We start from the raw sequence: 25501 nt of genomic DNA on the forward strand, positions 1-25501 counted from the left end.
GATGACCATGTTCAACTTCAAGCAGCTGATTGCCGCTACGATTCTGCTGTCCACTGCGTTCGCCGTGCAGGCCGAGCGTCTGAAGGACATCGCCAGCATTTCCGGCGTGCGCACCAACCAGCTGATCGGCTACGGCCTGGTGGTGGGGCTCAACGGCACGGGTGACCAGACCACGCAAACGCCGTTCACCCTGCAGACCTTCAACAACATGCTCTCGCAGTTCGGCATCAAGGTGCCGCCGGGGTCGGGTAACGTGCAGCTGAAGAACGTCGCTGCGGTGTCGGTGCATGCCGACCTGCCGGCGTTCGCCAAGCCGGGGCAGGTGGTGGACATCACCGTCTCGTCGATCGGTAACTCCAAGAGCCTGCGCGGCGGCAGCCTGTTGATGACCCCGCTCAAGGGTATCGACGGTAACGTCTACGCCATCGCTCAGGGCAACCTGGTGGTCGGCGGTTTCGATGCCGAAGGCCGCGATGGCTCGAAGATCACCGTTAACGTCCCTTCGGCTGGCCGCATTCCTGGCGGTGCCTCGGTGGAGCGTGCCGTGCCCAGCGGTTTCAACCAGGGCAACAGCCTGACCCTGAACCTCAATCGCCCGGACTTCACCACCGCCAAGCGCATCGTCGACAAGGTCAACGAGCTGCTCGGCCCGGGTGTGGCCCAGGCCCTGGACGGTGGTTCGGTGCGAGTCACTGCGCCGCTCGATCCAAGCCAGCGGGTCGACTACCTGTCGATTCTCGAGAACCTCGAAATCGATCCGGGCCAGGCCGTGGCCAAAGTCATCATCAACTCGCGCACCGGCACCATCGTCATCGGCCAGAACGTCAAGGTCTCGCCGGCGGCGGTGACTCACGGCAGCCTGACGGTGACCATCACCGAAGACCCGATCGTCAGCCAGCCTGGGCCGTTCTCCAATGGTGAGACTGCCGTAGTGCCGCGCTCGCGAGTCAATGCCGAGCAGGAAGCCAAGCCGATGTTCAAGTTCGGCCCGGGTACCACCCTGGATGAAATCGTCCGTGCGGTGAACCAGGTGGGCGCCGCGCCCGGTGACCTGATGGCGATCCTCGAAGCCCTGAAACAGGCCGGCGCCTTGCAAGCCGACCTGATCGTGATCTGAGGGGGCGGACCATGGATATGCCGAAAAGCGCCTTCAATGCTGCCGACAGTGGCGCCTACACCGACCTCAATCGCCTGAACTCGCTGAAGGTCGGCGATCGCGACAGCGACGCCAACCTGCGCAAGGTGGCCCAGGAATTCGAGTCGCTGTTTCTCAACGAGATGCTCAAGTCGATGCGCTCGGCCAGCGATGTACTGGCCAAGGACAACCCGCTCAACACCGAGACCACCAAGCAGTACCAGCAGATGTACGACCAGCAACTGGCGGTGAGCATGTCCCGCGAGGGCGGTGGTATCGGCTTGCAGGAAGTGCTGATGCGTCAGTTGTCCAAGCAGAAGGCCAGTGCCGCGAGCAACAACAGCCCGTTCCCGCGGGTGGATATCCAGCAGCGTCCGTTGTGGGCGGCCAAGGTGGCCGAGCCTGAGCGCGGTGAACACGCCACGGCCGCACGCAACGACATGGCCGCACTCAATTCGCGGCGCCTGGCACTGCCGGGCAAGCTGACCGATCGCCTGCTGGCTGGCATCGTGCCGTCGGGCGGTGCCGCCGCAGCCACCACCAACACCGCGGCCTTGCCGCAGCGCACCACGGCGATGACCGATGCCGTGGTCAAGGGTGACTGGCAGTCGGCGCAGAGCTTTGCCGCGCCGGGCTCGATGCGCATCTATGGTCGCGCCGTGGCCCAGCCGCCATTGGCGCCGGCCAAGCGCGCATTCGGCTCCTCCGATGAGTTCGTCGCCACCATGCTGCCGATGGCCGAGCAAGCCTCCAAGCGCATCGGTATCGATCCGCGCTACCTGGTGGCCCAGGCTGCGCTGGAAACCGGCTGGGGCAAGTCGGTCATGCGTCAGGCCGATGGTAGCAGCAGCCACAACCTGTTCGGCATCAAGGCCACCGGCAACTGGCAGGGCGGCCAGGCGCGGGCGATCACCAGCGAGTTCCGCGACGGCCAGTTCGTCAAGGAGACCGCAGCGTTCCGTTCCTACGACTCCTACCAGGACAGCTTCCATGACCTGGTCAGCCTGCTGCAGAACAACGCGCGCTATAAAGAAGCGGTGAAGTCGGCCGATAAGCCAGAACAGTTTGTGCGGGAGCTGCAGAAGGCCGGGTATGCAACCGACCCGGACTACGCCAGCAAGATTTCGCAGATCGCAAAACAGATGAAGTCGTACGAGAGCTATGCGGCTGTCGGTACTACAACGAAACTATAAGGTTTGAACCATGGCGAGTTTGATCAATATCGGCTTATCCGGTGCCAGCAATGCCCAGTCCGGCATGCACACCACGGGTAACAACATCACCAACGTCGATACCGCCGGTTACTCGCGCCAGCAGAATATCCAGAGCACAAAAGGCTCGATTCGCGAAGGCCATGTGTTCATCGGAACCGGTACCACCCTGGCGGACGTGCGCCGGGTGTACAACAACTTCCTGGAAAACCAGCTGCGGACCACTTCGTCGCTGAGCAGCGACAGCAATGCCTATCTGGACCAGATCGGGCCGATCGACAAACTCCTGTCGGACAAGGACACCGGTATTACCGGTGCCCTGAAAAGCTTCTTCTCGTCGCTGCAAAATGCCGCGGCCAAACCTACCGAAGATGCTTCGCGGCAGTTGCTGCTGACCAGTGCCCAGGCCCTGAGCAAGCGCTTCAATACCATCGCCGCGCAGCTCAACCAGCAAAACAGCAACCTCAACGGCAACCTGTCGTCGATGAGCACCCAGGTCAACAACCTGACCGCAGCCATTGCCCAGTACAACGACCAGATCTCGCGGGTCTCGGTGGTGCAGGGCAGCCCCAACGACCTGCTCGACAAGCGCAACGAAGCGGTGCGCCAGCTCAGCGAGCTGGTGGGCGTGGATGTGACCGAGCGCGAAGGCAACCTGGATGTCTACCTGAAAAACGGCCAGTCGCTGGTGTTGGGTACGAGCACCAATACCCTGTCCACGGTCGCCAGCCCGACCGATCCGACGCGGATGAACCTGCAGCTCAATCGCGGTACTACCAAGATCGATATCACCGCCAGCGTCACCGGTGGTGAAATCGGCGGCGTGCTGCGCTACCGCACCGATGTGCTCGACCCGAGCCTGAACGAGCTGGGGCGGGTCGCGCTGGTGGTTGCCGATCAGATCAACAGCCAGTTGGCCCAGGGGATCGACAAGAACGGCAACTTCGGCGCGTCGATGTTCAATGACATCAACAGCGCGGCCCTGATCAGCCAGCGCAGCATTGCCAAGGCCGGTAACAGTGCCGGCTCCGGCAACCTTGATGTGACTATCAAGAACACCGGCAAGCTGACCACCAGCGACTATCAGGTGACCTTCACCAGCGCGACCGGCTACAGCGTCAAGAAACTGCCTGACGGTACCGACATGGGGTCCTTCGACCTTAACGACAATCCGCCCAAGGTGATCGATGGCTTTAGCCTGAACCTCAATGGCGGTGCGGTGCAGGCTGGCGATTCGTTCAAGATCACCCCGACTCGCGGGGCGGCCGGCAGCATCGATACCGTGCTCACCGATCCCAAGCGCATTGCCCTGGCGGCGTCGCTCAATGCCACCAGTGGCGCGGGTAACCAGGGGACCGGGATCATCGGCCAGCCGAACCTGACGTCCAAGCTGGATATCTACGATTCGACCCAGCGCCTGGCGCTGGAGAACGGTCTGAAGTACTCGACGCCGGTCAAGCTGGTGTTCGGCGATGAGAAGACCGTCCCGCAGACCTACACCGTGCACAACGCCAAGGGTGATCCGATCGCGAGCGGGACCATCATTCCGGGGCAGGAAAACAAGCTGCAGATCAACGTGCCGATCGTCGATGCCAATGGCAACGCCGTCACGCCGGCGGCGACCTTCAGCTTCGACATGACCGTGGCCGGTGCGCCGAAGAAGGGTGACAACTACACCGTGGCCATGACCGGTGCCGGCTCTGCCGACAACCGCAACGGCCAGGCAGTCATTGACCTGCAGACCAAACAGACCATCGACCTGGGCGATAACGGCAGGGGCGTCAGTTTCACCGATGCCTACGGCAAGCTGGTCGAGAACGTTGGCGGCAAGACTGCCCAGGCCAAGCTCGACAGTGATGCGACCGGTGCCCTGCGCAAGTCGGCCAGCGAAGCCAGTAACTCGGTGTCGGGTGTCGACCTGGATGAAGAGACCGGCAACCTGATCAAGTACCAGCAGTATTACACGGCCTCGTCGCAGATCATCAAGATCGCCCAGGAAACTTTCAGCACGCTGATCAACAGCCTTTAAGGAGACGTAGACCGTGCGTATCTCTACCGCCCAGTTCTATAACAACAGTACTTCGAACTATCAGCGTAACTTCGCCAAGGCTGTCGAATCCCAGCAGCAAGCCAGTGACATGCTGCGCATCCGTACTGCCGCCGATGATCCGGTCGGCGCTGCTCGCCTGCTGCAACTCGAGCAGCAAAGCAACATGATCGACCAGTACAGCGGCAACATCGCCAGCCTTCGCAGCAGCCTGAGCACCTCTGAAACCACCCTCACCAGCATTACCAACGTGCTGGCGCGGGTAAAGGAGCTGGCGATCAGCTCCGGCAGCGGCAACATGACCGACAAGGATCGCCTGGCCAACGCGCAAGAGCTGACCCAGCTCGAAGAGCAGCTGTTCAGCCTGATGAACAGCCGCGACGAGAACGGCAAGTACATCTTCTCCGGCTCCCGTGGCGATACCAAGCCGTTCGAACGCAACGCCGATGGCACGTACTCGTACAAGGGTGACCAGGGCACCACCAGCCTGCAGGTTGGCGACATGCTCAGCGTTGCTTCCAACGAGAGCGGCTACAGCGTCTTCGAACAAGCGCTCAACACCAGCCGCAGCCAGACTACGATGACCGCGCCGACCCCGAATGACGGACGCGTCAGCCTGTCCAATGGCCAGGTGTCGGGCAGCACCATCTATAACGACCGCTTCCGCAGTGGTGAGCCGTACACGATCGAATTCACCAGCAGCACCCAGTTCAAAGTCACCGACGCCGGTGGTAATGACGTGACGCTGGAGGCCAGCAAAGGCGGTACCTTTGATCCCAAGGGTGATGACGACTACATCAGCTTCCGCGGTGTCGACCTGCGCCTGGGCATTACCTTCAAGCCGGGCGATGAAGCCAACCCGGATGCCGCCATCGCCGGGCATACCTTCACCCTGGGCTCGAAGCCGGACGAGATCGGCGGCTCGCGCAGCCCGGGCAACACCTCCATGGCCCAGCTGGGCAACGTGGTGATTGGCGACAAGGCCAAGTATGACGCCGCATTCCCAGGCGGTGGCGCGGTCATCAAGTTCAAGACCGCCACCACCTTTGATGTCTACGCTCAGCCGATGACCGCCGACAGCCGGCCCTTGGGCAGCGGCGATACAACGGTCAGCCCGACGCGGGTCATGGGTGTCGACTTCTCGTTCAGCGGCGCACCGGCAACGGGCGACCAGTTCTCGGTGCAGGTCAACAACCACCAGAACCAGAACGTCCTGGACACCATCAAGCAGTTGCGTACCGCGCTGGAAAGCCCGGTCGACAAGGATCCGGTCGCGCGCCAGAACTTCCTCGCGTCGATGGACTCGGCCATTGCCAACCTGGCCAGTGCAGCGGACAAGGTCGCTGAATCGATCAGTTCGGTCGGTGGGCGCGGCGCGGCGCTGGACGTCCAGGCGGAGACCAACGAAGCGCTGCAATCGGCCAATACCATCACCCAGAGTTCGATCCGTGAAGCCGATCCGGCTGAAGTGCTGATTCGTCTGAACCTTCAGCAGAACATGCTGCAAGCCTCGCAGTTGGCCTTCAGCAAGCTTGCCGGACTTGGCTTGTTCAACCGCCTCTGATTGATCCTTTCGCGTTGTATTCACCCGGGTGACGCCAGCCGTCACCCGGGGCCTTCTCCAGGTCTGTCCTCATGAACCAACTGCCTCTCGTCAGTATCGTCATTCCCGCCTTCAACCCCGAATTCCTGACCCGCACCCTGATCAGTGCCATCTCCCAGCGTTACTCCAATCTTGAGGTGATTGTCTGTGATGACAGTCCGGGCGACGAGGTCAAGGCCATTTTCGATGAGTGGGCCGGGCAGGCGAGCTGTGAGCTGCGCTATGTACGCAACCCGCGCACCCTGGGGTTTGCCCGTAACTTGCTGAGCGGCCTGGCGCAGGCGCGCGGGGCCTTCATCAAGTTCCTTTGCGATGACGACTGGCTGGTCGACGGCTGTATCAGCCAGCAGGCACAGACGCTGATCGATTGCCCGCAAGTCAGCCTGGTGGTCAACCATCGGCTGATCTGCGCCGCTGATGAAACGCTGCTGCCGCCGCGTCCGGCCAACTGTCTGCTGTCGCAGTGCAGCGCGGTGATCAAGGGTGGGGACTTGCTTGAGGCCATCGAGGCCAACGTGTCGAACCTGTTCGGGGGTATCAGTCATGCCCTGATGCGTCGTGATCAGGTGCAAGAGCTCTTGCCAATGCTGGTCGAGGAGGGCGGTTTCCAGGCGCGCCTGGATTTCGCCCTGTTCATCTGCCTGTTGCGCCGCGGTCACCTGGGGTATCTGGTCTCGTTACTCAGCATGGAGCGGATGCATCCAGGGCGTTTGAGCAACCATGCGAGCATGACCCTGGCGTTCAAGAGTGAAACCGAATGGCTTTCGCAGATGCTGCTCTCGCGCACCAGCGAACCGGCGCCAGCGGCCGGCTGGTTGCGCTTCAAGCCGATCGAGGAATATCAGGCTGGTGAAGAACAGGACTGGGAAGAGTTCGAGCTGACGCGGTTCTATGCCGGGCAGATTGCCGGGTTCCAGCAGCAGGTGGGTACGTACAGTACGAGCTTTGCCGAGCTCTATAGCGAGTGGCTGAGTTGCCGCACGCTGTCGCCGGCACAGACCCGTTTGCTGCCCAAGCGTATCGAGCAATGGCCACTGCAGCCGCGCATCGCCGTGGTGGTCTTCGATCCCCAGGATAATGCATCGGCGCTGAAAGCGACCTTGGCCAGCGTCGGCGAGCAGTCTTATGCCGCCAGCCAGGTCTGGGTTTTCGGTACTGGCCTGGCGCAACCCGGGGTTGAGCATATTGCCTTGCGCGGCAACCCTTTCGAGCAACTCAACCAGCGCCTCGCGCAGGCCAATGGCGTTGACTGGATCTTCCTGCTGCAAGCGGGTGATCGCCTGCATCCGCATGCCCTGGTGATCATGGCCGAGCGCATGGCCCTGCATGCTGACCGCTATTGCCTGTACACCGATGAGGGTACCGACGATGGCCTGCAGGCTGGCCAGCCCATTTTCAAGCCGGACTTCAACCTCGACCTGATGCGCACCTTCCCCTATGTCGGGCGCATGCTGGCTTTCGAGCGAAACCGCTTGCTTGAAGTGGGCGGGTTTGCCACCGAATTCGAAGGTTTGGCACCTCAAGACATGCTCTGGCGGCTGGTCGAAGCCCATGGCTTGCACGTTGTCGAGCATGTCGCCGAGCTGCTGGTGCAATGCCGTGACGGTTATGCCCAGTGGCAGGTCGATCCAGGCTGCATAGACCAGGCACCCAAGGTCCTCAAGGCGCATCTGCAGCGCCTGGGGGTGGCTGCCGAGGTGATCAGTGCCGAGGGCTCGATGCTTGCCCGGGTTCAGTATCTGCATGAGCAGACCCCCCTGGTGTCAGTCCTCATCGCTGCCGGGCAGGATTTGCGTGCCCTGATACGCTGTGTCGAATCAATATTCGAACATACCGCCTACGCGCACTATGAAGTGTTACTGGCGGTCACTGGCGATGAGCCTGCGGATGTCCAGGGATGGCTCGAGGCCATGCGTCACCTTGGTAGCGATCAGTTGCGGATCGTGCCGGTGGTCGCCAAAGATGGCCCGCAGATGTTCAACCAAGCCAGTGAGTACGCCCAGGGCAGTTATCTGCTGCTGACCGATGTCGGCAGCGTGTTCTTCGACAAGTACTGGCTGAATGAAATGCTTGCCCAGGCCCAGCGCCCGGAAGTGGGGGTGGTGGGGCCCAAGCAGGTCAGCACGGCAGGCTTTGTAGCGAATGCCGGGCTGGTGCTCGGTTTGTATGGGGCGGCCAGCACGCCATTCGTTGGTCAGTCGTCCGATGCCAGTGGCTACATGAATCGGCTGATTGCCGTGCAGAACCTGAGTGCGGTGAGTGCCGACTGCCTGCTGGTGCGTCGGGAAATCTTCGCTGAGCTTGGGGGGCTGGATGCCGCGGCGTTCGAGTCCACGCTGTTCGACGCCGACTTGTGCCTGCGGGTTCGCAACCATGGCTATCTGGTGGTCTGGACCCCGTATGCACTGATCGCCCGGCTGCCTGTGTCTGGGCTGTCGAGCCCGGTGCGCAAGGACCATGACCAGGACGCCTTCTATGAGCGCTGGTTGCCGAATGTGGCCAATGACAGTGCCTACAACCGCAACCTCAGCCTGAGAATGTCCAGCTACAACCTCGACCCCGGGTTACGCAGCGGTTGGGATCCGTTCAGCAAACGCATCCTGCCATATGTGATGGCACTGCCGATCAACAACACTGCCGTTGGCCATTACCGCGTCGCGCAGCCCTTTACCGAGCTGGAGAATGCTGGCTGGATCCAGGGGCAGATGGACTACGGAACGCCAAACACGATTGCGCTGGGTCGTCATCAACCCGACGTTATGATTCTGCAGTGTCGCTACATGCCGCGCTCACTTGAGGATTTTGAGCGAATCAAGCGCTTCTCCAATGCGCGGCGCATCTACGAGATCGACGATTACATCATTGATGTGCCGAAGAAGAACGCGCACGCCCGCCACATGCCGGGCAACATGCGTGAAATGGTCAGCCGCGGGATTGCCATGTGCGATCGGGTAGTGGTGTCGACCGCGCCGCTGGCCGATGCCTTGTCGAGCATGCACCACGATATTCGCGTGGTGCCGAACATGCTCGCCTCGCACCTGTGGAGCGGACTGAAAAGCCGCCGGCAGACCTCGATCAAGCCGCGCGTGGGCTGGGCCGGCGGCACCAGTCACCGCGGCGACCTGGAACTGATCGCCGACGTGGTCAAGGCGCTGGCCGACGAGGTGGACTGGGTGTTCTTCGGCATGTGTCCGGACCTGCTGCGGCCCTATATCAAAGAGTTTCATAGCGGTATCGCGCTGGCCTATTACCCGCAAAAACTTGCCGGCCTCAACCTGGACCTGGCAGTGGCGCCGCTGGAGTCGAACCTGTTCAACGACTGCAAGAGCAACTTGCGCCTGCTTGAATATGGCGCCTGCGGTTTTCCGGTGGTATGTGCCGATACCAAGGCGTACCAGGGCTACCTGCCTTGCACCCGGGTGTTGGGTAATTCGCCGCAGGCGTGGCTGGAGGCGATACGCATGCACCTGGCCGATCCGCAGGCCAGCTACCGCATGGGGGATGAACTGCGCGAGGTCGTGTTGCGCGACTACGTGTTGACCCAGGACAACCTGCAGCATTGGGCCAACGCCTGGTTGGCCGATTGATGAATGCGGCCGGCAATTGTGCCGGCCCGAACCAGAACAACGAGAGTATTGGGTGCGCTATGGGCGAAAAAATGATCGATTCGACTGCCGGGGCGCAAGACCTCAGTATCGTACTGCTGGGCCAAGGCGACGCCAGTTACCGTGAGCGCGCCGGCTACTACTACCGGCAGAACTTCCCGGGCCATGCGCTGTTCGAGGTTGCGGTGCAAGGCGCCGATGCCGAGGGCTGGCAGGCGCAACTGCTCGATACCCTGGAGCGCTTGAGCACACCGTTCGTGGTATTGACGCCAGACAGCGACTTTCTCCTGGCCGCTGCCACTGCATCGCTGGTGCAGTCTCTGCGTGATGCCCCGCACTGCCTGATGGCCCACGGCTATGCGCTGGGTTACCGGCCTGGTAACAGTGAAGTTGCCTACCATAAGCTGGGTGGCGCGATTGCGCCGGCGGCGGTGGTCGGCGACGCATGCGAGCGTATTGCCCTGTACGGTGACAACGGGCTGCAGGCCTGGCGCTCGGTCGTCAGGGTCGAGGCCCTGAAAGCGTTGCTGCGCAGTGTGCCGGTCGACCTGGGCTTCGAAGCCTGGTGTGTGGCGGTATCCTTTGGCCTGCTGGCCCAGGGTGTGGCCACGGTCGTCGAGCAAACCACCCTGGTCGCCGAGTACAGTCCCTCTGCGCTTTCGCAGCTTGCACGCGAAGAGCGGCAGGCCCTGGCCGTGCGTCAGATTCGTCAGTGGGATGCCCAGCAGGGCGCGGTGTGCGCTGACGCCAAGGGCTTTGAGGCGCTGACGGCATTCGTCGCCAGCACCTGGGCGGGGCTCGAGGCGCCGCGCGTGGTCACCTCGCGCTGGATCAGCATAGTGGCTGCGCCGCAGTGCGTATTCGAACCTGTGCAGTATGTCGAGATGCCGTACTACACCGCGCCGCTGTTCGAGCAGTTGCGTCAGCTGGAGTTTTTCCTCCACGCCTGGCCGGCTGGCAAGGTTCACACTGAGGCGCTGGAGGGGGTCTGGGTCCAGCAGCAGGCGCTGATGGTCCGGCATCCGAATGACAGCGCCGAAAGTCTCAAGGCGCGTTATTGGCAGGCCTTTGAGTTGGGCGTTTTCAATCCGGACGTCTGCCACAACCTGCTCGGTGCATTGGGCAGTGATGAAGAGCAGGATTTCGTCCCCCATCTGCACCACTGGGTGGCGCAGCTCGATCAGTTGCCGGCGACCGATCTGCAAGCACGACTGGCGGCATCACCTTCGGGGCAAGTGCTCGCGGCCATTGCTGCTGCAACCCCGGACAGCGACGCTCGTCAGCGTATTCAGGCCCACCTGGGCTCGATCCAGTCGCCACAGATCGCCTTCCTGGTGGTGGATCTGGAGAACAACGACGCGGCCCTGCAAGCCACCTTCGACAGCTTGCTGGCCAGCGGTTTGCGTGATTTCAAGATAGTGGTGTTCAAGGCCGGTGCGTTGCCCGCCATTACCACTGCCAAGGATACGCTGCATTTCATCCGCGTCACTGCCAGCAATCTGGTCGCTCACCTCAATCAGGTGGTGGAGCAGTTGTCCAGTGCCTGGCTGCTGCAACTGCAAGCGGGTGATGTGCTGGCACCAGGCGGGCTGTTGCGTCTGCAGGTGGAGTTGTCTGCGGCGCAAGCCTGCCAGGCCATCTGTGCCAATGAAGTCCAGCGTGATGAGCAGGGCCGATTGCTCAGTGTGGTGCGTCCGGGGGCCAACCTGGACCTGTTGCGCGCGCGTCCGGACTTGATGTCTCGCCACTGGCTGGTGCGTCGGCAAAGCCTTGTCGAGCTGGGTGGCTACAGCGAAACCTGCCAGGCGGCGCTGGAGTTCGATGTCCTGCTGCGCCTGATTGAGCGCAATGGCGTTGCAGGCCTGGCCCATCTGGATGAGTACCTGGTCATCGGCCAGCAGGCGGGCGAGGCGATGCAGGCCGACGCGCAGGCAACGCTCAAGCGTCACTTGAGCGTACTCGGTTACCGGGGACAGGTCAGTGAGGGGCGAGATGGCGCCTTGCAGATCGATTTCCGTCACCCGACCACCCCTCAGGTCAGCATTCTGCTGTCGATCGACTCGGACCTTGAGCAGCTCAAGCGCAGCTTGGCGAGCATCGTCCAGCGGACCCGCTATGCCCGCTACGAAGTGATCGTGATGACCGATGCGGCCAGTGCTGAGGCGACGGCGGCAAGCCTTGGCAACCTCCAGGGGCTGGGTGGCCGGGTGAAGTTGATGGCCAGTGAGTTCGCCGGCACCCGTGCGCAAATGGTCAAGATGGCGGCCAAGCAGGCCCAGGGCGAGTACCTGGTGCTGATGTCCAGCCGCTGCCAGGTGGTCACGCCGGCCTGGATCGAAGCTTTGCTCAACCAGGCGCAGCGCCCTGAAGTGGGGGTCGTGGGTTGCCAGATGCATGACGCCGAGGGCTTGATCAGCCATGGCGGCTATGAGCTGTTGGCCAGCCAGCAGGTGCGTGGGGCCTGGCAAGGCGTGGCGCGCCAGGCTGCTGTGGCGGCGCTGGGGCTGGCGGCGGTGCGCAGTTGCCAGGCGGTATCCGATGATTGCCTGATGATCGGCAAGGCGTTGCTTGAGCAGTGCGCTGGCCTGGATGACATTGAAGGGGCCGATGTCGATCTGTGCCTGAAGGTCGGCCAGGCCGGTCAGCTGGTCCTGTGGACACCGCAAGCGCAAATGCTCAATGCGGGTGTGCCGACCCTGGATGCACAGGCGCTGAGTGCACGCTGGCCCGCCGCGTTCAGCACTCGGGTAGTGGTCGATGTGCGCAACGCGGTCGATATCTCGCGTTCGCCAACGGTCGGCAAGCCGGCTGAGCTGGAGTGGTTGGCCGAACTGGCCTGAACGCCGTGTACAGGAGCCGGGTCTTAGACCCGGCTTTTTCATTGCTGCTCGCCGCAGCAGGCAGTCGGGGTGCAATGCCCCGCGCAGATGCGGGCTGACAATGTTGCACATACGCCTTGGACTTCTGCACGACACCTCACCTTTCCCTGCTGTTTGGCCTGGTTTTTCCGGTTGGCCGTCGCTTTGTATTGAGTAATGATTGCGCAACAGTGACTTGGCAGTCGAAACGGGCATCTTTAATCTATTGAGTCGTCGGGCGGTACTGGCGAGCGGGGGCTGCGCAGGCTCGCAACACCCCGGGTTATCCGGTTCCAGTGCCCGTGAAAATCCGCATATCTATCGGGAAGCCACAATGATTGGCATCAAAAGCATTGCGAGTTACGTACCTGTCGAGGGTGTGGACAACTACGCCCAGGGTGCGAAGTTCGCCAAGGACCAAGAGTTCATTCTCGGCAAGATCGGTTCGACCTTTCTGCCGCGCAAAGAAGCAGGCCAGGAAACCTCCGACCTATGTGTGGAGGCGGTCAAGGCCCTGTTCGCTGCCAATCCGAGCCTGGCGCCTGAGTCCATCGATGCCTTGATCGTCGTTACCCAGAATGGCGACGAAGAAGGGTTGCCGCACACCGCTGCCATCGTTCAGGACAAGCTCGGCCTGCCGACCCATGTCGCTGCCTTCGATATTTCCCTGGGCTGCTCGGGTTATGTCTATGGCCTCTACGCCATGAAAGGCTTCATGGAAGCGGCAGGGCTGAAAAACGGCCTGCTGATCACTGCTGATCCGTACTCCAAGATCGTCGATCCGGAAGATCGCAACACCACCATGCTCTTTGGTGATGCGGCGACCGTGACCTGGATGGGCGAGGGCGCCCCTTGGCAGCTGGGCAAGGCCAAGTTCGGTACCGATGGTGGTGGTGCCGCGCATCTGAAGGTCAGCGACGGGGTGTTCTTCATGAATGGCCGCCAGGTGTTCAACTTCGCCTTGCTCAAGGTGCCGGCGCACCTGCATGAGTTGCTGGGCGAAAGCCAGTTGGCACCGGCGGATATCGACCTGTTCTGCATTCACCAGGGCAGTGCGGCAATTGTCGATGCGGTGGCGCGTCGGTTCGAGGATGACCCGGACAAATTCGTCAAGGACATGGTCGAAACCGGTAATACCGTGTCGTCGAGCATTCCGCTGCTGCTGGAGAAGCATGTGCTGGGTTCGCAGCACCAGCGTGTTGCCCTGAGTGGTTTTGGCGTTGGCCTGTCATGGGGTTCGGCGATCATCGAGCGCAAGGGTTGATATAGAGCCTTGCGGTAAAAAAAGCGCTGCCGGTTTCACCGGTGGCGCTTTTTTTTGGGGGGGGCTTTACGGAATCCTGGGGACCATGATCCTTGGGTTGGGTTGTTCAGGCTGTGGACTTATCCATTCTGGAAGGGGCCGGCAGCAGCGCCATCCAAAATGGATAAGCCCGCAACCTCAACATCCCATCCCATCCCATCCCATCCCATCCCATCCCATCCCATCCCCAAAATCATAGTCCCCGAAATGCCGTGAAGAACCCTTTTTTCAACCCAGGTGTTGGCCAGTAAGCGATTTTTCTGGCGTCAAACCCTTGATTTCATTGGGGTGGCAGGGTGCCATTAAAAAATTTCTAAAAAGCCCTAAAGCAACCGCGCCAGACGACGATAACTATTACGAAGGTTCTCTAGGCCACACCCGGCGGATGCCAGGGCCGGAAGCCGCAGTATCCCAAACACGAGGAATTCGTCATGGCATTAACCGTTAACACTAACACTACCTCTCTGGGCGTTCAGAAGAACCTGAACCGCGCTTCCGACGCTCTGAGCACCTCGATGAGCCGTCTGTCCTCCGGCCTGAAAATCAACAGCGCCAAAGACGACGCCGCTGGCCTGCAGATCTCTACCCGTATGACCTCGCAGATCCGCGGTCAGACCATGGCAATCAAAAACGCCAACGACGGTATCTCGATCGCCCAGACCGCTGAAGGCGCGATGCAAGAGCAGGTCAACATCCTGCAGCGTATGCGTGAACTGGCTCAACAGTCGCGAAACGACTCGAACGACTCGACTAACCGTACCTCGCTGGACGGCGAGTTCAAGCAGCTGACTGCGGAACTGACTCGTATCGCCCAGTCCACCCAGCTGAACGGCAAGAACCTGCTGGACGGTTCGGCTAGCGTCATGACCTTCCAGGTCGGTTCCAACACTGGTGCTGAAAACCAGATCAAGATCGACCTGACCGGTAAGTTCCTGGCCAGCGACCTGGGTATCACCAGCGCCATCACCATCGCCGGTAGCGACAGCGCCACTGCCGAAACCAACTTCTCGGCTGCCATGGTTGCAATCGACAAGGCTATCGGCACCATCGGTGACTCCCGCGCTGCGCTGGGTGCTGTACAAAACCGTATGACCAGCACCATCAACAACCTGCAAAACATCAACGAGAACGCCGAAGCTGCTCGTAGCCGTGTACAAGATACCGACTTCGCCGCTGAAACTGCTCAGATGACCAAGCAGCAAACTCTGCAACAAGCTTCGACTTCGGTTCTGGCCCAGGCCAACCAACTGCCGTCGGCGGTACTGAAGCTGCTGGGCTAATCTCCTAGTGGTTATCGGCGGAGGAGTGCAACTACGGCGCTCCTCCGCCTTTTGCATTGAGAGGTGGTGACATGGATATGAGCGTCAAGCTGAACCTGTCGTACCCGACGGTGAAGCCGGTCGAAGCGACCACCGAACGCCCTGCGGCGAAGCCCGTAGCGGGTGTTGAAGCCATCACGCCGGCCAAGGATGCTGCCGACAAAGGCTTGTCCGAAGCTGAGAAGGTGAAGAACGCGGTCAAGGATATCGAGAAGTTCCTTGCTTCATCGCGACGTAACCTTGAATTTTCCACGGATGAAGAATCCGGCCGAATTGTAGTTAAAGTCATCGCCAGTGAGACCGGAGAGCTGATCCGCCAACTTCCTTCGGAAGAGGCGTTGAAGATCGCTCACAGTCTGAGCGATGTAAACAGCCTGCTGTTCAACGCCAAGGTCTGAAGCTGACCTGGCAGTTGAGTGGCAAGTTCGCTAGCCTGGCAAGGCTAGGGCGGCGCGTAACCATGAGGGAGTAGTTATGGCGAGTACAATTTTACCGAGTGTCGGTCTGGGTTCCGGCGTAGACATCAACAAGATCGTTGATGTGCTCGTCAAGGCGGAAACCAATCCCAAGGCGAATCAGATCAAGCGCCAGACCGCCAACAACACGGCCATGCTTTCCGGGGTAGCGTCGCTCAAGAGTGCGCTTTCTGTGTACCAGGAAGCGATGAAAAAGCTCAATGATCCGAAGGCTCCGTCCTTCAACGCCTATACCGCGACCTCCAGCAGCGACGCCACGGTCAAGGCGACCTCGAACAATACCGCAGTACCGGGTACCTACTCGGTCCTGGTCGAAAAACTCGCCACCTCGTCCAAGGTGGCCAGTCAGAACTTTACCGGCGGTGCCAGCACGTCGATACCTGAAGGTGACCTGACCATCACCCAGGATGGTGTGATCCATACCGTGAAGGTTGGCCCAGGGGCGACCTTGCAGACGGTGCGCGACTCGATCAACACCTCGTTGGCCGAGAAGGGCATCAGTGCCAACATCGTCAACGGCAAGGACGGCTCGCGCCTGGTGTTCAGTTCGACCAAGACCGGTGAGGGTACCGACATCTCGGTCGATGGCATTGCCGAGCTGAAGATCGACGGCACTGTCTCGATGGCGAGTAACGGTGCCGGCTATATCGACGGCGTTGCCCAGAGCGCCAAGCTGACCATCGATGGTCTGCCGGTTACCAGCAAGACCAATACCGTTGATGGTGCCATCAGCGGCATCAGCCTGGAGCTGCTCCAGGTCACCGGGCTTGATAAGGACAAGGCAATCAAGGTTACTGTCGGTGAAAACACCGAAGGCCTGAAGACATCGGTCAAGGCTTTTGTCGATGCCTACAATACGCTGGTCAAGGCCGCCAATGCGCTGAGCGCGGTGTCCAAGGATGCAGACGGTAAAACCGTACTCGGGCCGTTGACCAGCGATCCGACCACTCGCTCGCTGCTGTCCGAGCTGCGCAAGCAGCTGTCTACCCCGTCGGGGAGTGGTCGCCTGACCACGCTCAGTCAGCTGGGTATCAACACGGCCAAGGACGGTACCCTGGAGTTCAACTCCACCAAGTACGACGCGGCGATGAAGGATAAAAAGCTCGGCCCTGACGTGCAGGAGCTGTTCACCGGCACCAATGGCGTGTTCGCGAACATGACCAAGGCTGTCGAGCCGTACCTGCAGACGGGCGGCATCCTCGACTCGCGCAAGGCCGGCCTGGACAAGCTGCAAAAGGACCTGTCCGATCAGCAACTGGCGCTTGACCGTCGTATCACCTCGCTCACCGAGTCGCTGACCAAGCGCTATGTGGCCATGGATACCCTGGTCGGCAAGCTCGAGGCGCAGCGCAAGAACATCGCCTCGATGTTCGCCTCGATCGAGGCGCAGCAGAAAAACTCCTGATTCAGCGCGGTGACACAAGCCCGGCAGTAGCCCTAGGGGGACTCCGGGCTTTTTGCCGTACGCGCTAAAGTTTTTTGACGCGCAGGCGATACAAGCGGTATATGAAACCTTTTTTGCGGTGACGAGGTAGAGCATGAATCCGATGTTGGCCCTTCGGCAGTACCAGAAAGTCAACGGCGTGGCGCAGACCTCCGTGGCCAGCCCGCACCGTCTGGTACAGATGTTGATGCAGGGTGGTCTGGATCGAATTGCCCAGGCCAAGGGCGCCATGGCGCGCAACGATGTGGCCCAGCGCGGCATCCTGATCGGCAAGGCCATAGGTATCGTTGGCGGCCTGCGCGAAGGCCTGGACCTGGAAAACCATGCTGACTCGCTGACTGACCTGGACAACCTGTATTCGTACATGAGCAAGCGCCTGGTCGAGGCGAACGTGCAGAACGACCCGGAGATCCTCAATGAGGTGGCCCGGTTGTTGATTACTGTCAAGGAAGGTTGGGACGCTATCGGCGAGCAGCCCGCCGACGTCTGAACAGGAGATTGCCATGAGTGTCGTGCTCGAACGTATCGAACAAACCCGCGAGGCATTGCTCGGGGCCCTGGCCAGTCGCGACTGGGAGGCGATCAGCGAGCTCGACGTCAGTTGCCGTCTGTGTGTCGATGACGTGCTGGCCGAGGCGTCGGTCGATGAGCTGACGCTGCGCAGCAAGCTTGAAGAGTTGCTGGGCGTGTACAAGGAATTAATCGAGGTTGCAAGCGGGGAGCGTCAATCAATAGTCGATGAGATGATGCAGATCCGACAAGCCAAAAACGCGGCAAAGGTATACCATTTGTTCAGCTGAAACTGGGCAAAACAAAAAGCAGTGCGCCATAAATTTGACTATGTACGGTTTTTTGACTTAACTAGTGGCTGTTTTCTAATTTCAGACGTCCGAACACTGACCGTTCAGTCGGAATGATGTCGAGCTTGCCCTTACAAGGGCGCCGAGATGACTAGGGAAGTTGTTATTGCATGTGGCGTGAAACCAAAATTCTCCTGATCGATGACGATAGCGCTCGCCGCCGTGATCTGGCAGTAGTGTTGAATTTTCTTGGCGAAGAAAATTTGCCCTGCTCGAGCCATGATTGGCAGCAGGTTGTCGAGTCGTTGTCATCCAGTCGTGAAGTGCTCTGTGTCCTGATCGGGGCCGTGAATGCTCCGGCAAGTCTGATGGGCTTGCTTAAGACAGTGGCTGGGTGGGATGAGTTCCTTCCGGTTCTGCTTTTGGGCGAAATTTCTTCTGCCGAGTTGCCGGAAGACCTGCGCCGTCGCGTTCTCTCCAACCTTGAAATGCCGCCGAGCTACAGCAAACTGCTCGATTCGCTGCACCGTGCCCAGGTCTATCGCGAGATGTACGACCAGGCCCGCGAGCGCGGTCGCCAGCGCGAACCCAATCTGTTCCGCAGCCTGGTCGGTACCAGTCGGGCCATTCAGCACGTCCGGCAGATGATGCAGCAGGTGGCGGACACCGACGCCAGCGTGCTGATCCTCGGCGAGTCGGGGACCGGCAAGGAAGTGGTCGCGCGCAATCTGCACTACCATTCCAAGCGCCGCGAAGCGCCGTTCGTGCCGGTCAACTGCGGCGCGATTCCGGCCGAGCTGCTTGAAAGCGAACTGTTCGGCCACGAAAAGGGCGCCTTTACCGGGGCGATCACCAGCCGCGCCGGGCGTTTCGAGCTGGCCAATGGCGGTACCCTGTTCCTCGACGAGATCGGCGACATGCCGTTGCCGATGCAGGTCAAGCTGTTGCGCGTGTTGCAGGAGCGCACCTTCGAGCGCGTGGGCAGCAACAAGACCCAGAGCATCGACGTGCGCATCATCGCCGCGACCCACAAGAACCTCGAAAGCATGATCGAGGTGGGTACCTTCCGCGAAGACCTGTATTACCGCCTTAATGTCTTCCCCATCGAGATGGCCCCGCTGCGCGAGCGCGTCGAGGACATTCCGTTGCTGATGAACGAGCTGATCTCGCGCATGGAGCACGAGAAGCGTGGCTCGATCCGTTTCAACTCGGCGGCGATCATGTCGCTGTGCCGTCATGGCTGGCCGGGCAACGTCCGTGAACTGGCCAACCTGGTCGAGCGCATGGCGATCATGCATCCGTACGGGGTCATCGGTGTGTCGGAGCTACCGAAGAAGTTCCGCTACGTCGACGACGAAGACGAGCAACTGGTCGACAGTCTGCGCTCGGACCTGGAAGAGCGCGTGGCCATCAACGGCCATACGCCGAACTTCGCCAGCCACGCCATGCTCCCGCCTGAGGGCCTGGACCTCAAGGACTACCTCGGTGGGCTTGAGCAGGGTCTGATCCAGCAGGCGCTGGATGATGCCAACGGTATCGTCGCCCGCGCCGCCGAGCGCCTGCGCATTCGCCGCACGACCTTGGTGGAGAAGATGCGCAAGTACGGCATGAGCCGTCGCGACGGGGATGAACAGGCGGAGGATTGACGCCTGTGTCGCCATGATGAGTTGCGTAGCGCGCTCATCATGGCCAATAACCCTATCTTTCAAAGGGCTGTAACGCCCGCCCCATCGGCCTTTGCCAGCGCCCTGCAGCGTTGCTCGCAGCCACTCTGAAACTATCCGGCACGGCTATTGCTATATCGCTGACACCATACCGTTTTATGACGGTCAGTCACGCGAGAGAGCACGATGCCCCAGGTCGCCACCATCTCCTGTGTCCCTGAACCGAAGGGGCCGAACGCCGCCGAGCAGGAAAGCCGCCTCGGTCTTGAGCAGGCCTTTGCCTTGTTCGATCAGGTGTCCACCCAGCTCAGTGAGTCCTATAACCTGCTCGAAGCCCGGGTCACCGAACTCAAGGGTGAGCTGGCAGTGGTCAGTGCCCAGCGCATGGCCGAGCTCGCCGAGAAGGAGCGCCTGGCCAACCGTTTGCAGAACCTGCTCGACCTGTTGCCGGGCGGGGTCATTGTCATCGATGGCCTGGGCCGTGTGCGCGAGGCCAATCCAGCGGCCTGTGACCTGCTCGGCGAGCCGCTGGTGGGCGAGCTGTGGCGCCAGGTGATTGCCCGCAGTTTTGCCCCGCGCGAGGATGACGGTCATGAGGTGTCGCTGCGCGATGGCCGGCGCCTGTCGATCGCCACGCGCTCGCTGGATGCCGAGCCTGGGCAACTGGTGCTGCTCAACGACCTTACCGAAACCCGTCGCCTGCAAGACCAACTGTCCCGGCACGAGCGCCTGTCGTCCCTGGGGCGCATGGTTGCCTCCCTGGCTCATCAGATTCGCACGCCGTTGTCGGCGGCCATGCTCTATGCCAGCCATCTGGCCGAGCAAAGCCTGCCGGTTGAAACCCAGCAGCGATTTGCCGGCAGCCTCAAGGAGCGCCTGCATGAACTGGAGCACCAGGTGCGTGACATGCTGGTGTTTGCCCGCGGCGAGTTGCCGCTGACCGATCGGCTGACACCCAAGGCGCTGTTCCAGGCGTTGCAGCAGGCGGCTCAGACCCATGTCCAGGGGCATGCCGTGCGCTGGCAGTGCGACAGCCACCTGGGCGAGTTGCTGTGTAATCGCGACACCCTGGTCGGCGCCCTGCTCAACCTGGTCGAAAACGCGGTGCAGGCCAGTGGCGAGCCTGCGCGGCTCAAGGTTCACCTGTATCGGCGCGAGCAGGTGCTGCACCTGTGCATCAGCGATGCCGGTGGCGGTATCGACAGCGCCTTGCTGGCGCGCCTGGGCGAGCCGTTCCTGACCACCAAGGCCACCGGTACCGGGCTGGGCCTGGCGGTGGTCAAGGCGGTGGTGCGCGCCCATCAGGGCAGTTTGCAATTACGTTCGCGACCGGGTCGCGGCACCTGTGCCCGGATCAGCCTGCCGCTGATCGGCGCGCAGCAGGCGGAGACAGAGTAATGAAAGCAATCAAGGTGCTGCTGGTCGAAGACGACCGCGCCCTGCGTCAGGCATTGGCCGATACGCTTGAGCTGGGCGGCTTTGCCCACCAGGCTGTGGGCTCGGCCGAGGAGGCGCTGGAGGTGGTCGCCAGCGAGGCGTTCAGCCTGGTGGTCAGTGATGTCAACATGCCGGGGATGGACGGGCATCAGTTGCTCGCCCTGTTGCGTGCTCGCCAGCCGTACTTGCCAGTGCTGTTGATGACCGCTCATGCCGCCGTCGAGCGTGCGGTCGAGGCCATGCGCCAGGGGGCGGCGGATTACCTGGTCAAGCCGTTCGAACCCAAGGCATTGCTTGAGCTGGTGGCGCGTCACGCCCTGGGGGTGGCCAGTGCCGCTGACAGCGAAGGGCCGGTGGCGCGCGAGCCAGCCAGCGCGCAGTTGCTGGAGCTGGCGGCGCGAGTGGCGCGCAGTGAGTCGACCGTATTGATCTCGGGCGAGTCCGGAACCGGCAAAGAGGTGCTGGCACGCTACATTCACCAGCAGTCGCCACGGGCCAATCAGCCGTTCGTGGCCATTAACTGCGCAGCCATCCCCGACAACATGCTCGAAGCGACCCTGTTCGGTCATGAGAAAGGCTCGTTCACGGGCGCGATTGCCGCCCAGGCCGGCAAGTTCGAGCAGGCCGATGGCGGCACCTTGCTGCTCGACGAGATTTCCGAGATGCCCCTGGGGCTGCAGGCCAAGCTGCTGCGGGTGCTGCAGGAACGTGAAGTGGAGCGGGTCGGTGGGCGCAAACCGATTGCCCTGGACATTCGCGTGGTCGCCACCACCAACCGCGACCTGGCGGGCGAAGTGGCGGCGGGGCGTTTTCGTGAGGACCTGTTCTATCGCCTGTCGGTGTTCCCGCTGGCCTGGAAGCCGCTGCGCGAGCGCAGCGCCGATATTCTGCCGCTGGCCGAACGTTTGCTGGCGCGCCACGTCAATAAAATGAAGCACGCGCCGGTGCGCCTGTCGGCCGAGGCGCAGGCCTGCCTGCAGGGCTATGCCTGGCCGGGCAATGTGCGCGAGCTGGACAACGCCATCCAGCGGGCCTTGATCCTGCAGCAGGGCGGGGTGATCGAAGCGGCGGATTTCTGTCTTGCCGGTGCCTTGCCGGTATTTGCCGCAGCGCCCGTCATGACGGCTGCGCCGGTCGAGGCTGAGGTCGAGGCCGCAGGCGGGTTGGGCGATGACATGCGCCGCCACGAATTCCAGATGATCATCGACACCCTGCGCGCCGAGCGGGGCCGCCGCAAGGAGGCTGCCGAGCGCCTGGGTATTAGCCCACGCACCCTGCGTTACAAGCTGGCGCAGATGCGTGATGCCGGCATGGATGTCGAGGCCAGCCTCTACGCGAGCTGACAGGGTGTTGAATTAGAGTTTTTGTTCGGGCCGCGGGCAGAGCTGGCACTCTTGTTGCTATGTCCTGCCTATCCGCTGCGTGAGTGTCAAAAAAATGCGGGCCGTCGGAGAGAGAAGTCCATGAGCCAAGGTGTTGAATTTAATCGATTGATGTTGGACATGCGGGCCATGCAAATGGACGCCATGTCGATGCCGAAGGCTGCGGCTGCGCCAGAGCTCGGTTCGAGCAATTTTGCCGACATGCTGGGGCAGGCCATCAACAAGGTCAGCGATACCCAGCAGGCCTCCACGCAGTTGGCCAACGCTTTCGAAATTGGTAAAAGCGGCGTAGACCTCACCGATGTGATGATCGCTTCGCAAAAAGCCAGTGTGTCGTTCCAGGCCTTGACCCAGGTGCGCAACAAGCTGGTGCAGGCCTATCAAGACATCATGCAGATGCCGGTATAAGGGCGAGATTGAGTCATGGCCGAAGCAGTCGTCGATAACGTGCCCGCCAAAAGCAGCGGGTCAGCGCCCAAGCCGCCGTTGTTCGGCATGTCGTTCCTGGAAAACATCTCGCAGATGCCGATGCTGCGTCAGGTCGGCCTGCTGGTCGGTCTGGCCGCGAGCGTGGCGATCGGCTTTGCCGTGGTGCTGTGGTCGCAGCAGCCGGACTACCGGCCGCTGTACGGCAGCCTGGCCGGCATGGACACCAAGCAGGTCATGGACACCCTGGCCGCTGCCGACATCCCCTACAACGTCGAACCCAATTCCGGGGCCCTGTTGGTCAAGGCCGACGATATTTCCCGTGCCCGCCTGAAGCTGGCTGCCGCCGGCGTGGCGCCGAGCGATGGCAATGTCGGCTTCGAGATCCTCGACAAGGAGCAGGGCCTGGGCACCAGCCAATTCATGGAGGCCACCCGTTACCGTCGTGGCCTGGAAGGCGAACTGGCGCGGACTATCTCCAGCCTCAACAACGTCAAGGGTGCCCGCGTGCACCTGGCGATTCCTAAAAGTTCGGTGTTCGTACGTGACGAGCGCAAGCCCAGCGCTTCGGTACTGGTCGAGCTGTACCCGGGGCGCGCCCTGGAAGCCGGTCAGGTGATGGCCATTGTCAACCTGGTGGCGACCAGCGTGCCGGAGCTGAACAAGTCCCAGGTCACCGTGGTCGACCAGAAGGGCAACCTGCTGTCCGATCAGGCGGAAAACTCCGAGCTGACCATGGCTGGCAAGCAGTTTGACTACAGTCGCCGCATGGAAGGCCTGCTGACCCAGCGTGTGCACAACATCCTCCAGCCGGTGCTGGGCAACGATCGCTACAAGGCTGAAGTGTCGGCCGATGTTGACTTCAGCGCGGTCGAGTCGACCTCCGAGCAGTTCAACCCTGACCAGCCGGCGCTGCGCAGCGAGCAGTCGGTCAACGAACAACGCTCCAGCAGCATGGGGCCGCAAGGTGTGCCCGGTGCCCTGAGCAACCAGCCACCCGGCCCGGCCTCGGCGCCGCAGACCACCGGCGGCACGCAAACCGCTGCCAGCGCCATTCAGCCGGGTCAGCCGCTGCTCGATGCCAACGGCCAGCAGATCATGGACCCGGCCACCGGCCAGCCGATGCTCGCGCCGTACCCGGCCGACAAGCGTCAGCAGTCGACCAAGAACTTCGAGCTGGACCGTTCCATCAGCCATACCCGTCAGCAGCAGGGGCGCCTGACCCGCCTGTCGGTGGCCGTGGTGGTCGATGACCAGCTCAAGGTCGACCCGGCCACCGGCGATGCCGCCCGCACGCCGTGGGCTGCCGAGGACCTGGCGCGCTTTACCCGCCTGGTGCAGGACGCGGTGGGCTTCGACGCCAGCCGCGGTGACAGCGTCAGCGTGATCAACGTGCCGTTCGCCGCCGACCGTGGCGAGGTGATCAGCGAAATTCCGTTCTACTCGCAGCCATGGTTCTGGGACATCATCAAGCAGGTCATGGGTGTGCTGTTCATCCTGGTCCTGGTGTTCGGCGTGCTGCGTCCGGTCCTCAACAACATCACCGGCAATGGCAAGCAAGGCGCCGGTGCCGATGGCGACATGGAACTGGGCGGCATGCTCGGTCTGGATGGCGATCTGGCCAACGACCGCGTCAGCCTGGGTGGTCCGCAAAGCATTCTGCTGCCAAGCCCGAGCGAGGGTTATGACGCACAGCTCAATGCAATCAAGAGCCTGGTGGCCGAAGACCCGGGTCGTGTGGCCCAGGTCGTGAAAGAGTGGATCAACGCCGATGAGTGATAACCGAGCCCTTACCGCCAAACTGACCCGCGTCGACAAGGCCGCGATCCTGCTGCTGTCGCTGGGTGAAACCGATGCCGCGCAAGTGCTGCGGCACATGGGCCCCAAGGAAGTGCAGCGGGTCGGCGTGGCCATGGCGCAGATGGGCAACGTCCATCGCGAGCAGGTCGAGCAGGTGATGAGCGAGTTCGTCGAGATCGTCGGCGACCAGACCAGCCTGGGCGTTGGCTCCGACGGCTACATCCGCAAGATGCTCACCCAGGCCCTGGGCGAGGACAAGGCCAACGGCCTGATCGACCGCATCCTGCTGGGTGGCAACACCAGCGGCCTGGACAGCCTCAAGTGGATGGAGCCGCGCGCCGTGGCCGATGTCATCCGCTACGAGCACCCGCAGATCCAGGCCATCGTGGTCGCCTACCTGGACCCGGATCAGGCCGGTGAAGTGCTGGGCAACTTCGACCACAAGGTGCGCCTGGACATCATCCTGCGCGTGTCGTCGCTGAACACCGTGCAGCCGGCGGCGCTCAAGGAGCTGAACCAGATCCTCGAGAAGCAGTTCTCCGGCAACTCCAACGCCGCGCGCACCACCCTGGGTGGTATCAAGCGGGCTGCGGACATCATGAACTTCCTCGACAGCTCCGTCGAAGGCCAGTTGATGGATGCGATCCGCGACATCGACGGCGAACTCTCCGAGCAGATCGAAGACCTGATGTTCGTCTTCAACAACCTGGCCGATGTCGACGATCGTGGTATCCAGGCGCTGTTGCGTGAAGTGTCTTCCGACGTGCTGGTGGTGTCGCTCAAGGGCGCCGACGAGAAGGTCAAGGAGAAGATCTTCAAGAACATGTCCAAGCGTGCGTCCGAGCTGCTGCGCGACGACCTCGAGGCCAAGGGCCCGGTGCGGGTCAGCGATGTCGAGACGGCACAGAAGGAAATCCTCACTATCGCCCGCCGTATGGCCGAAGCCGGAGAAATCGTCCTCGGTGGCAAGGGCGGCGAAGAGATGATCTAA

General features: G+C 61.7%; 18 protein-coding genes. All 18 read left to right on the forward strand.

Annotated elements, in window-relative coordinates; all coding sequences use genetic code 11:
* Positions 1-7 precede the first annotated feature (7 nt).
* A complete protein-coding gene (locus KHO53_RS18000) occupies positions 8-1117 on the forward strand; it encodes a flagellar basal body P-ring protein FlgI (RefSeq protein ID WP_010224970.1) in 1110 nt (369 codons plus the stop codon).
* Between the two features lie 11 nt (positions 1118-1128).
* Complete coding sequence (gene flgJ / locus KHO53_RS18005; protein ID WP_213570574.1) at positions 1129-2328, forward strand: flagellar assembly peptidoglycan hydrolase FlgJ; 1200 nt, start codon at positions 1129-1131, stop codon at positions 2326-2328.
* A gap of 10 nt (positions 2329-2338) precedes the next feature.
* Positions 2339-4375, forward strand: a complete 2037-nt coding sequence (flgK, locus tag KHO53_RS18010; RefSeq protein WP_036994314.1) for a flagellar hook-associated protein FlgK — start codon at positions 2339-2341, stop codon at positions 4373-4375.
* A gap of 13 nt (positions 4376-4388) precedes the next feature.
* Complete coding sequence (locus tag KHO53_RS18015; RefSeq protein WP_036994316.1) at positions 4389-5957, forward strand: flagellar hook-associated protein 3; 1569 nt, start codon at positions 4389-4391, stop codon at positions 5955-5957.
* A 71-nt stretch (positions 5958-6028) separates the two neighbouring features.
* A complete protein-coding gene (locus tag KHO53_RS18020; protein WP_010224982.1) occupies positions 6029-9583 on the forward strand; it encodes a glycosyltransferase in 3555 nt (1184 codons plus the stop codon).
* Positions 9584-9654: 71 nt separating this feature from the next.
* Positions 9655-12441, forward strand: coding sequence for a glycosyltransferase (locus KHO53_RS18025; RefSeq protein WP_213570575.1), 2787 nt, complete (start codon positions 9655-9657; stop codon positions 12439-12441).
* Positions 12442-12793: 352 nt separating this feature from the next.
* A complete protein-coding gene (locus KHO53_RS18030) occupies positions 12794-13723 on the forward strand; it encodes a ketoacyl-ACP synthase III (protein ID WP_010224984.1) in 930 nt (309 codons plus the stop codon).
* Positions 13724-14193: 470 nt separating this feature from the next.
* Positions 14194-15042 carry a flagellin domain-containing protein gene (locus tag KHO53_RS18035; RefSeq protein WP_010224985.1) on the forward strand — a complete coding sequence of 283 codons (849 nt, stop codon included), beginning with the start codon at positions 14194-14196 and terminating at the stop codon, positions 15040-15042.
* Positions 15043-15113: 71 nt separating this feature from the next.
* Positions 15114-15479: a flagellar protein FlaG gene (locus KHO53_RS18040; protein ID WP_026001413.1), complete on the forward strand. Its 366-nt coding sequence runs from the start codon at positions 15114-15116 to the stop codon at positions 15477-15479.
* 76 nt (positions 15480-15555) lie between these two features.
* Positions 15556-16962, forward strand: a complete 1407-nt coding sequence (gene fliD / locus KHO53_RS18045) for a flagellar filament capping protein FliD (RefSeq protein WP_010224987.1) — start codon at positions 15556-15558, stop codon at positions 16960-16962.
* Positions 16963-17095: 133 nt separating this feature from the next.
* A complete protein-coding gene (gene fliS / locus KHO53_RS18050) occupies positions 17096-17491 on the forward strand; it encodes a flagellar export chaperone FliS (RefSeq protein ID WP_010224988.1) in 396 nt (131 codons plus the stop codon).
* Between the two features lie 13 nt (positions 17492-17504).
* Positions 17505-17801, forward strand: coding sequence for a flagellar protein FliT (fliT, locus tag KHO53_RS18055; protein ID WP_010224989.1), 297 nt, complete (start codon positions 17505-17507; stop codon positions 17799-17801).
* Between the two features lie 170 nt (positions 17802-17971).
* Positions 17972-19447: a transcriptional regulator FleQ gene (gene fleQ / locus KHO53_RS18060; RefSeq protein WP_010224990.1), complete on the forward strand. Its 1476-nt coding sequence runs from the start codon at positions 17972-17974 to the stop codon at positions 19445-19447.
* A gap of 204 nt (positions 19448-19651) precedes the next feature.
* Positions 19652-20863, forward strand: coding sequence for a sensor histidine kinase (locus KHO53_RS18065; RefSeq protein ID WP_010224991.1), 1212 nt, complete (start codon positions 19652-19654; stop codon positions 20861-20863).
* The gene (locus KHO53_RS18070; protein WP_159388274.1) at positions 20863-22245 is read left to right on the forward strand and encodes a sigma-54-dependent transcriptional regulator; all 1383 of its coding nucleotides are present in this window, start codon (positions 20863-20865) and stop codon (positions 22243-22245) included. The genes KHO53_RS18065 and KHO53_RS18070 overlap by 1 nt, the downstream gene beginning before the upstream one ends.
* 120 nt (positions 22246-22365) lie before the next feature.
* Positions 22366-22692 (forward strand): flagellar hook-basal body complex protein FliE, encoded by a 327-nt coding sequence (gene fliE / locus KHO53_RS18075; protein WP_010224994.1) that lies wholly within the window; start codon positions 22366-22368, stop codon positions 22690-22692.
* A 15-nt stretch (positions 22693-22707) separates the two neighbouring features.
* The gene (gene fliF / locus KHO53_RS18080) at positions 22708-24489 is read left to right on the forward strand and encodes a flagellar basal-body MS-ring/collar protein FliF (RefSeq protein WP_010224996.1); all 1782 of its coding nucleotides are present in this window, start codon (positions 22708-22710) and stop codon (positions 24487-24489) included.
* Entirely contained in the window at positions 24482-25501 is a 1020-nt protein-coding gene (gene fliG / locus KHO53_RS18085; RefSeq protein ID WP_010224997.1) for a flagellar motor switch protein FliG, read from the forward strand. Before fliF ends, fliG begins: the two co-directional genes overlap by 8 nt.

The sequence above is a fragment of the Pseudomonas sp. RC2C2 genome (assembly GCF_018390435.1).
GTDB lineage: Bacteria > Pseudomonadota > Gammaproteobacteria > Pseudomonadales > Pseudomonadaceae > Aquipseudomonas > Aquipseudomonas donghuensis.

What these genes read in the sequence shown, in the direction of transcription:
- KHO53_RS18040 (WP_026001413.1), top strand. Translation starts at nt 15,114, where the DNA reads ATGGATATGAGCGTCAAGCTGAACCTGTCGTACCCGACGGTGAAGCCG.
- fliD (WP_010224987.1), top strand. Translation starts at nt 15,556, where the DNA reads ATGGCGAGTACAATTTTACCGAGTGTCGGTCTGGGTTCCGGCGTAGAC.
- KHO53_RS18030 (WP_010224984.1), top strand. Translation starts at nt 12,794, where the DNA reads ATGATTGGCATCAAAAGCATTGCGAGTTACGTACCTGTCGAGGGTGTG.
- fliE (WP_010224994.1), top strand. Translation starts at nt 22,366, where the DNA reads ATGAGCCAAGGTGTTGAATTTAATCGATTGATGTTGGACATGCGGGCC.
- KHO53_RS18070 (WP_159388274.1), top strand. Translation starts at nt 20,863, where the DNA reads ATGAAAGCAATCAAGGTGCTGCTGGTCGAAGACGACCGCGCCCTGCGT.
- KHO53_RS18000 (WP_010224970.1), top strand. Translation starts at nt 8, where the DNA reads ATGTTCAACTTCAAGCAGCTGATTGCCGCTACGATTCTGCTGTCCACT.
- flgK (WP_036994314.1), top strand. Translation starts at nt 2,339, where the DNA reads ATGGCGAGTTTGATCAATATCGGCTTATCCGGTGCCAGCAATGCCCAG.
- KHO53_RS18020 (WP_010224982.1), top strand. Translation starts at nt 6,029, where the DNA reads ATGAACCAACTGCCTCTCGTCAGTATCGTCATTCCCGCCTTCAACCCC.
- KHO53_RS18065 (WP_010224991.1), top strand. Translation starts at nt 19,652, where the DNA reads ATGCCCCAGGTCGCCACCATCTCCTGTGTCCCTGAACCGAAGGGGCCG.
- fliS (WP_010224988.1), top strand. Translation starts at nt 17,096, where the DNA reads ATGAATCCGATGTTGGCCCTTCGGCAGTACCAGAAAGTCAACGGCGTG.
- fliF (WP_010224996.1), top strand. Translation starts at nt 22,708, where the DNA reads ATGGCCGAAGCAGTCGTCGATAACGTGCCCGCCAAAAGCAGCGGGTCA.
- KHO53_RS18025 (WP_213570575.1), top strand. Translation starts at nt 9,655, where the DNA reads ATGATCGATTCGACTGCCGGGGCGCAAGACCTCAGTATCGTACTGCTG.
- fleQ (WP_010224990.1), top strand. Translation starts at nt 17,972, where the DNA reads ATGTGGCGTGAAACCAAAATTCTCCTGATCGATGACGATAGCGCTCGC.
- fliG (WP_010224997.1), top strand. Translation starts at nt 24,482, where the DNA reads ATGAGTGATAACCGAGCCCTTACCGCCAAACTGACCCGCGTCGACAAG.
- fliT (WP_010224989.1), top strand. Translation starts at nt 17,505, where the DNA reads ATGAGTGTCGTGCTCGAACGTATCGAACAAACCCGCGAGGCATTGCTC.
- flgJ (WP_213570574.1), top strand. Translation starts at nt 1,129, where the DNA reads ATGGATATGCCGAAAAGCGCCTTCAATGCTGCCGACAGTGGCGCCTAC.
- KHO53_RS18035 (WP_010224985.1), top strand. Translation starts at nt 14,194, where the DNA reads ATGGCATTAACCGTTAACACTAACACTACCTCTCTGGGCGTTCAGAAG.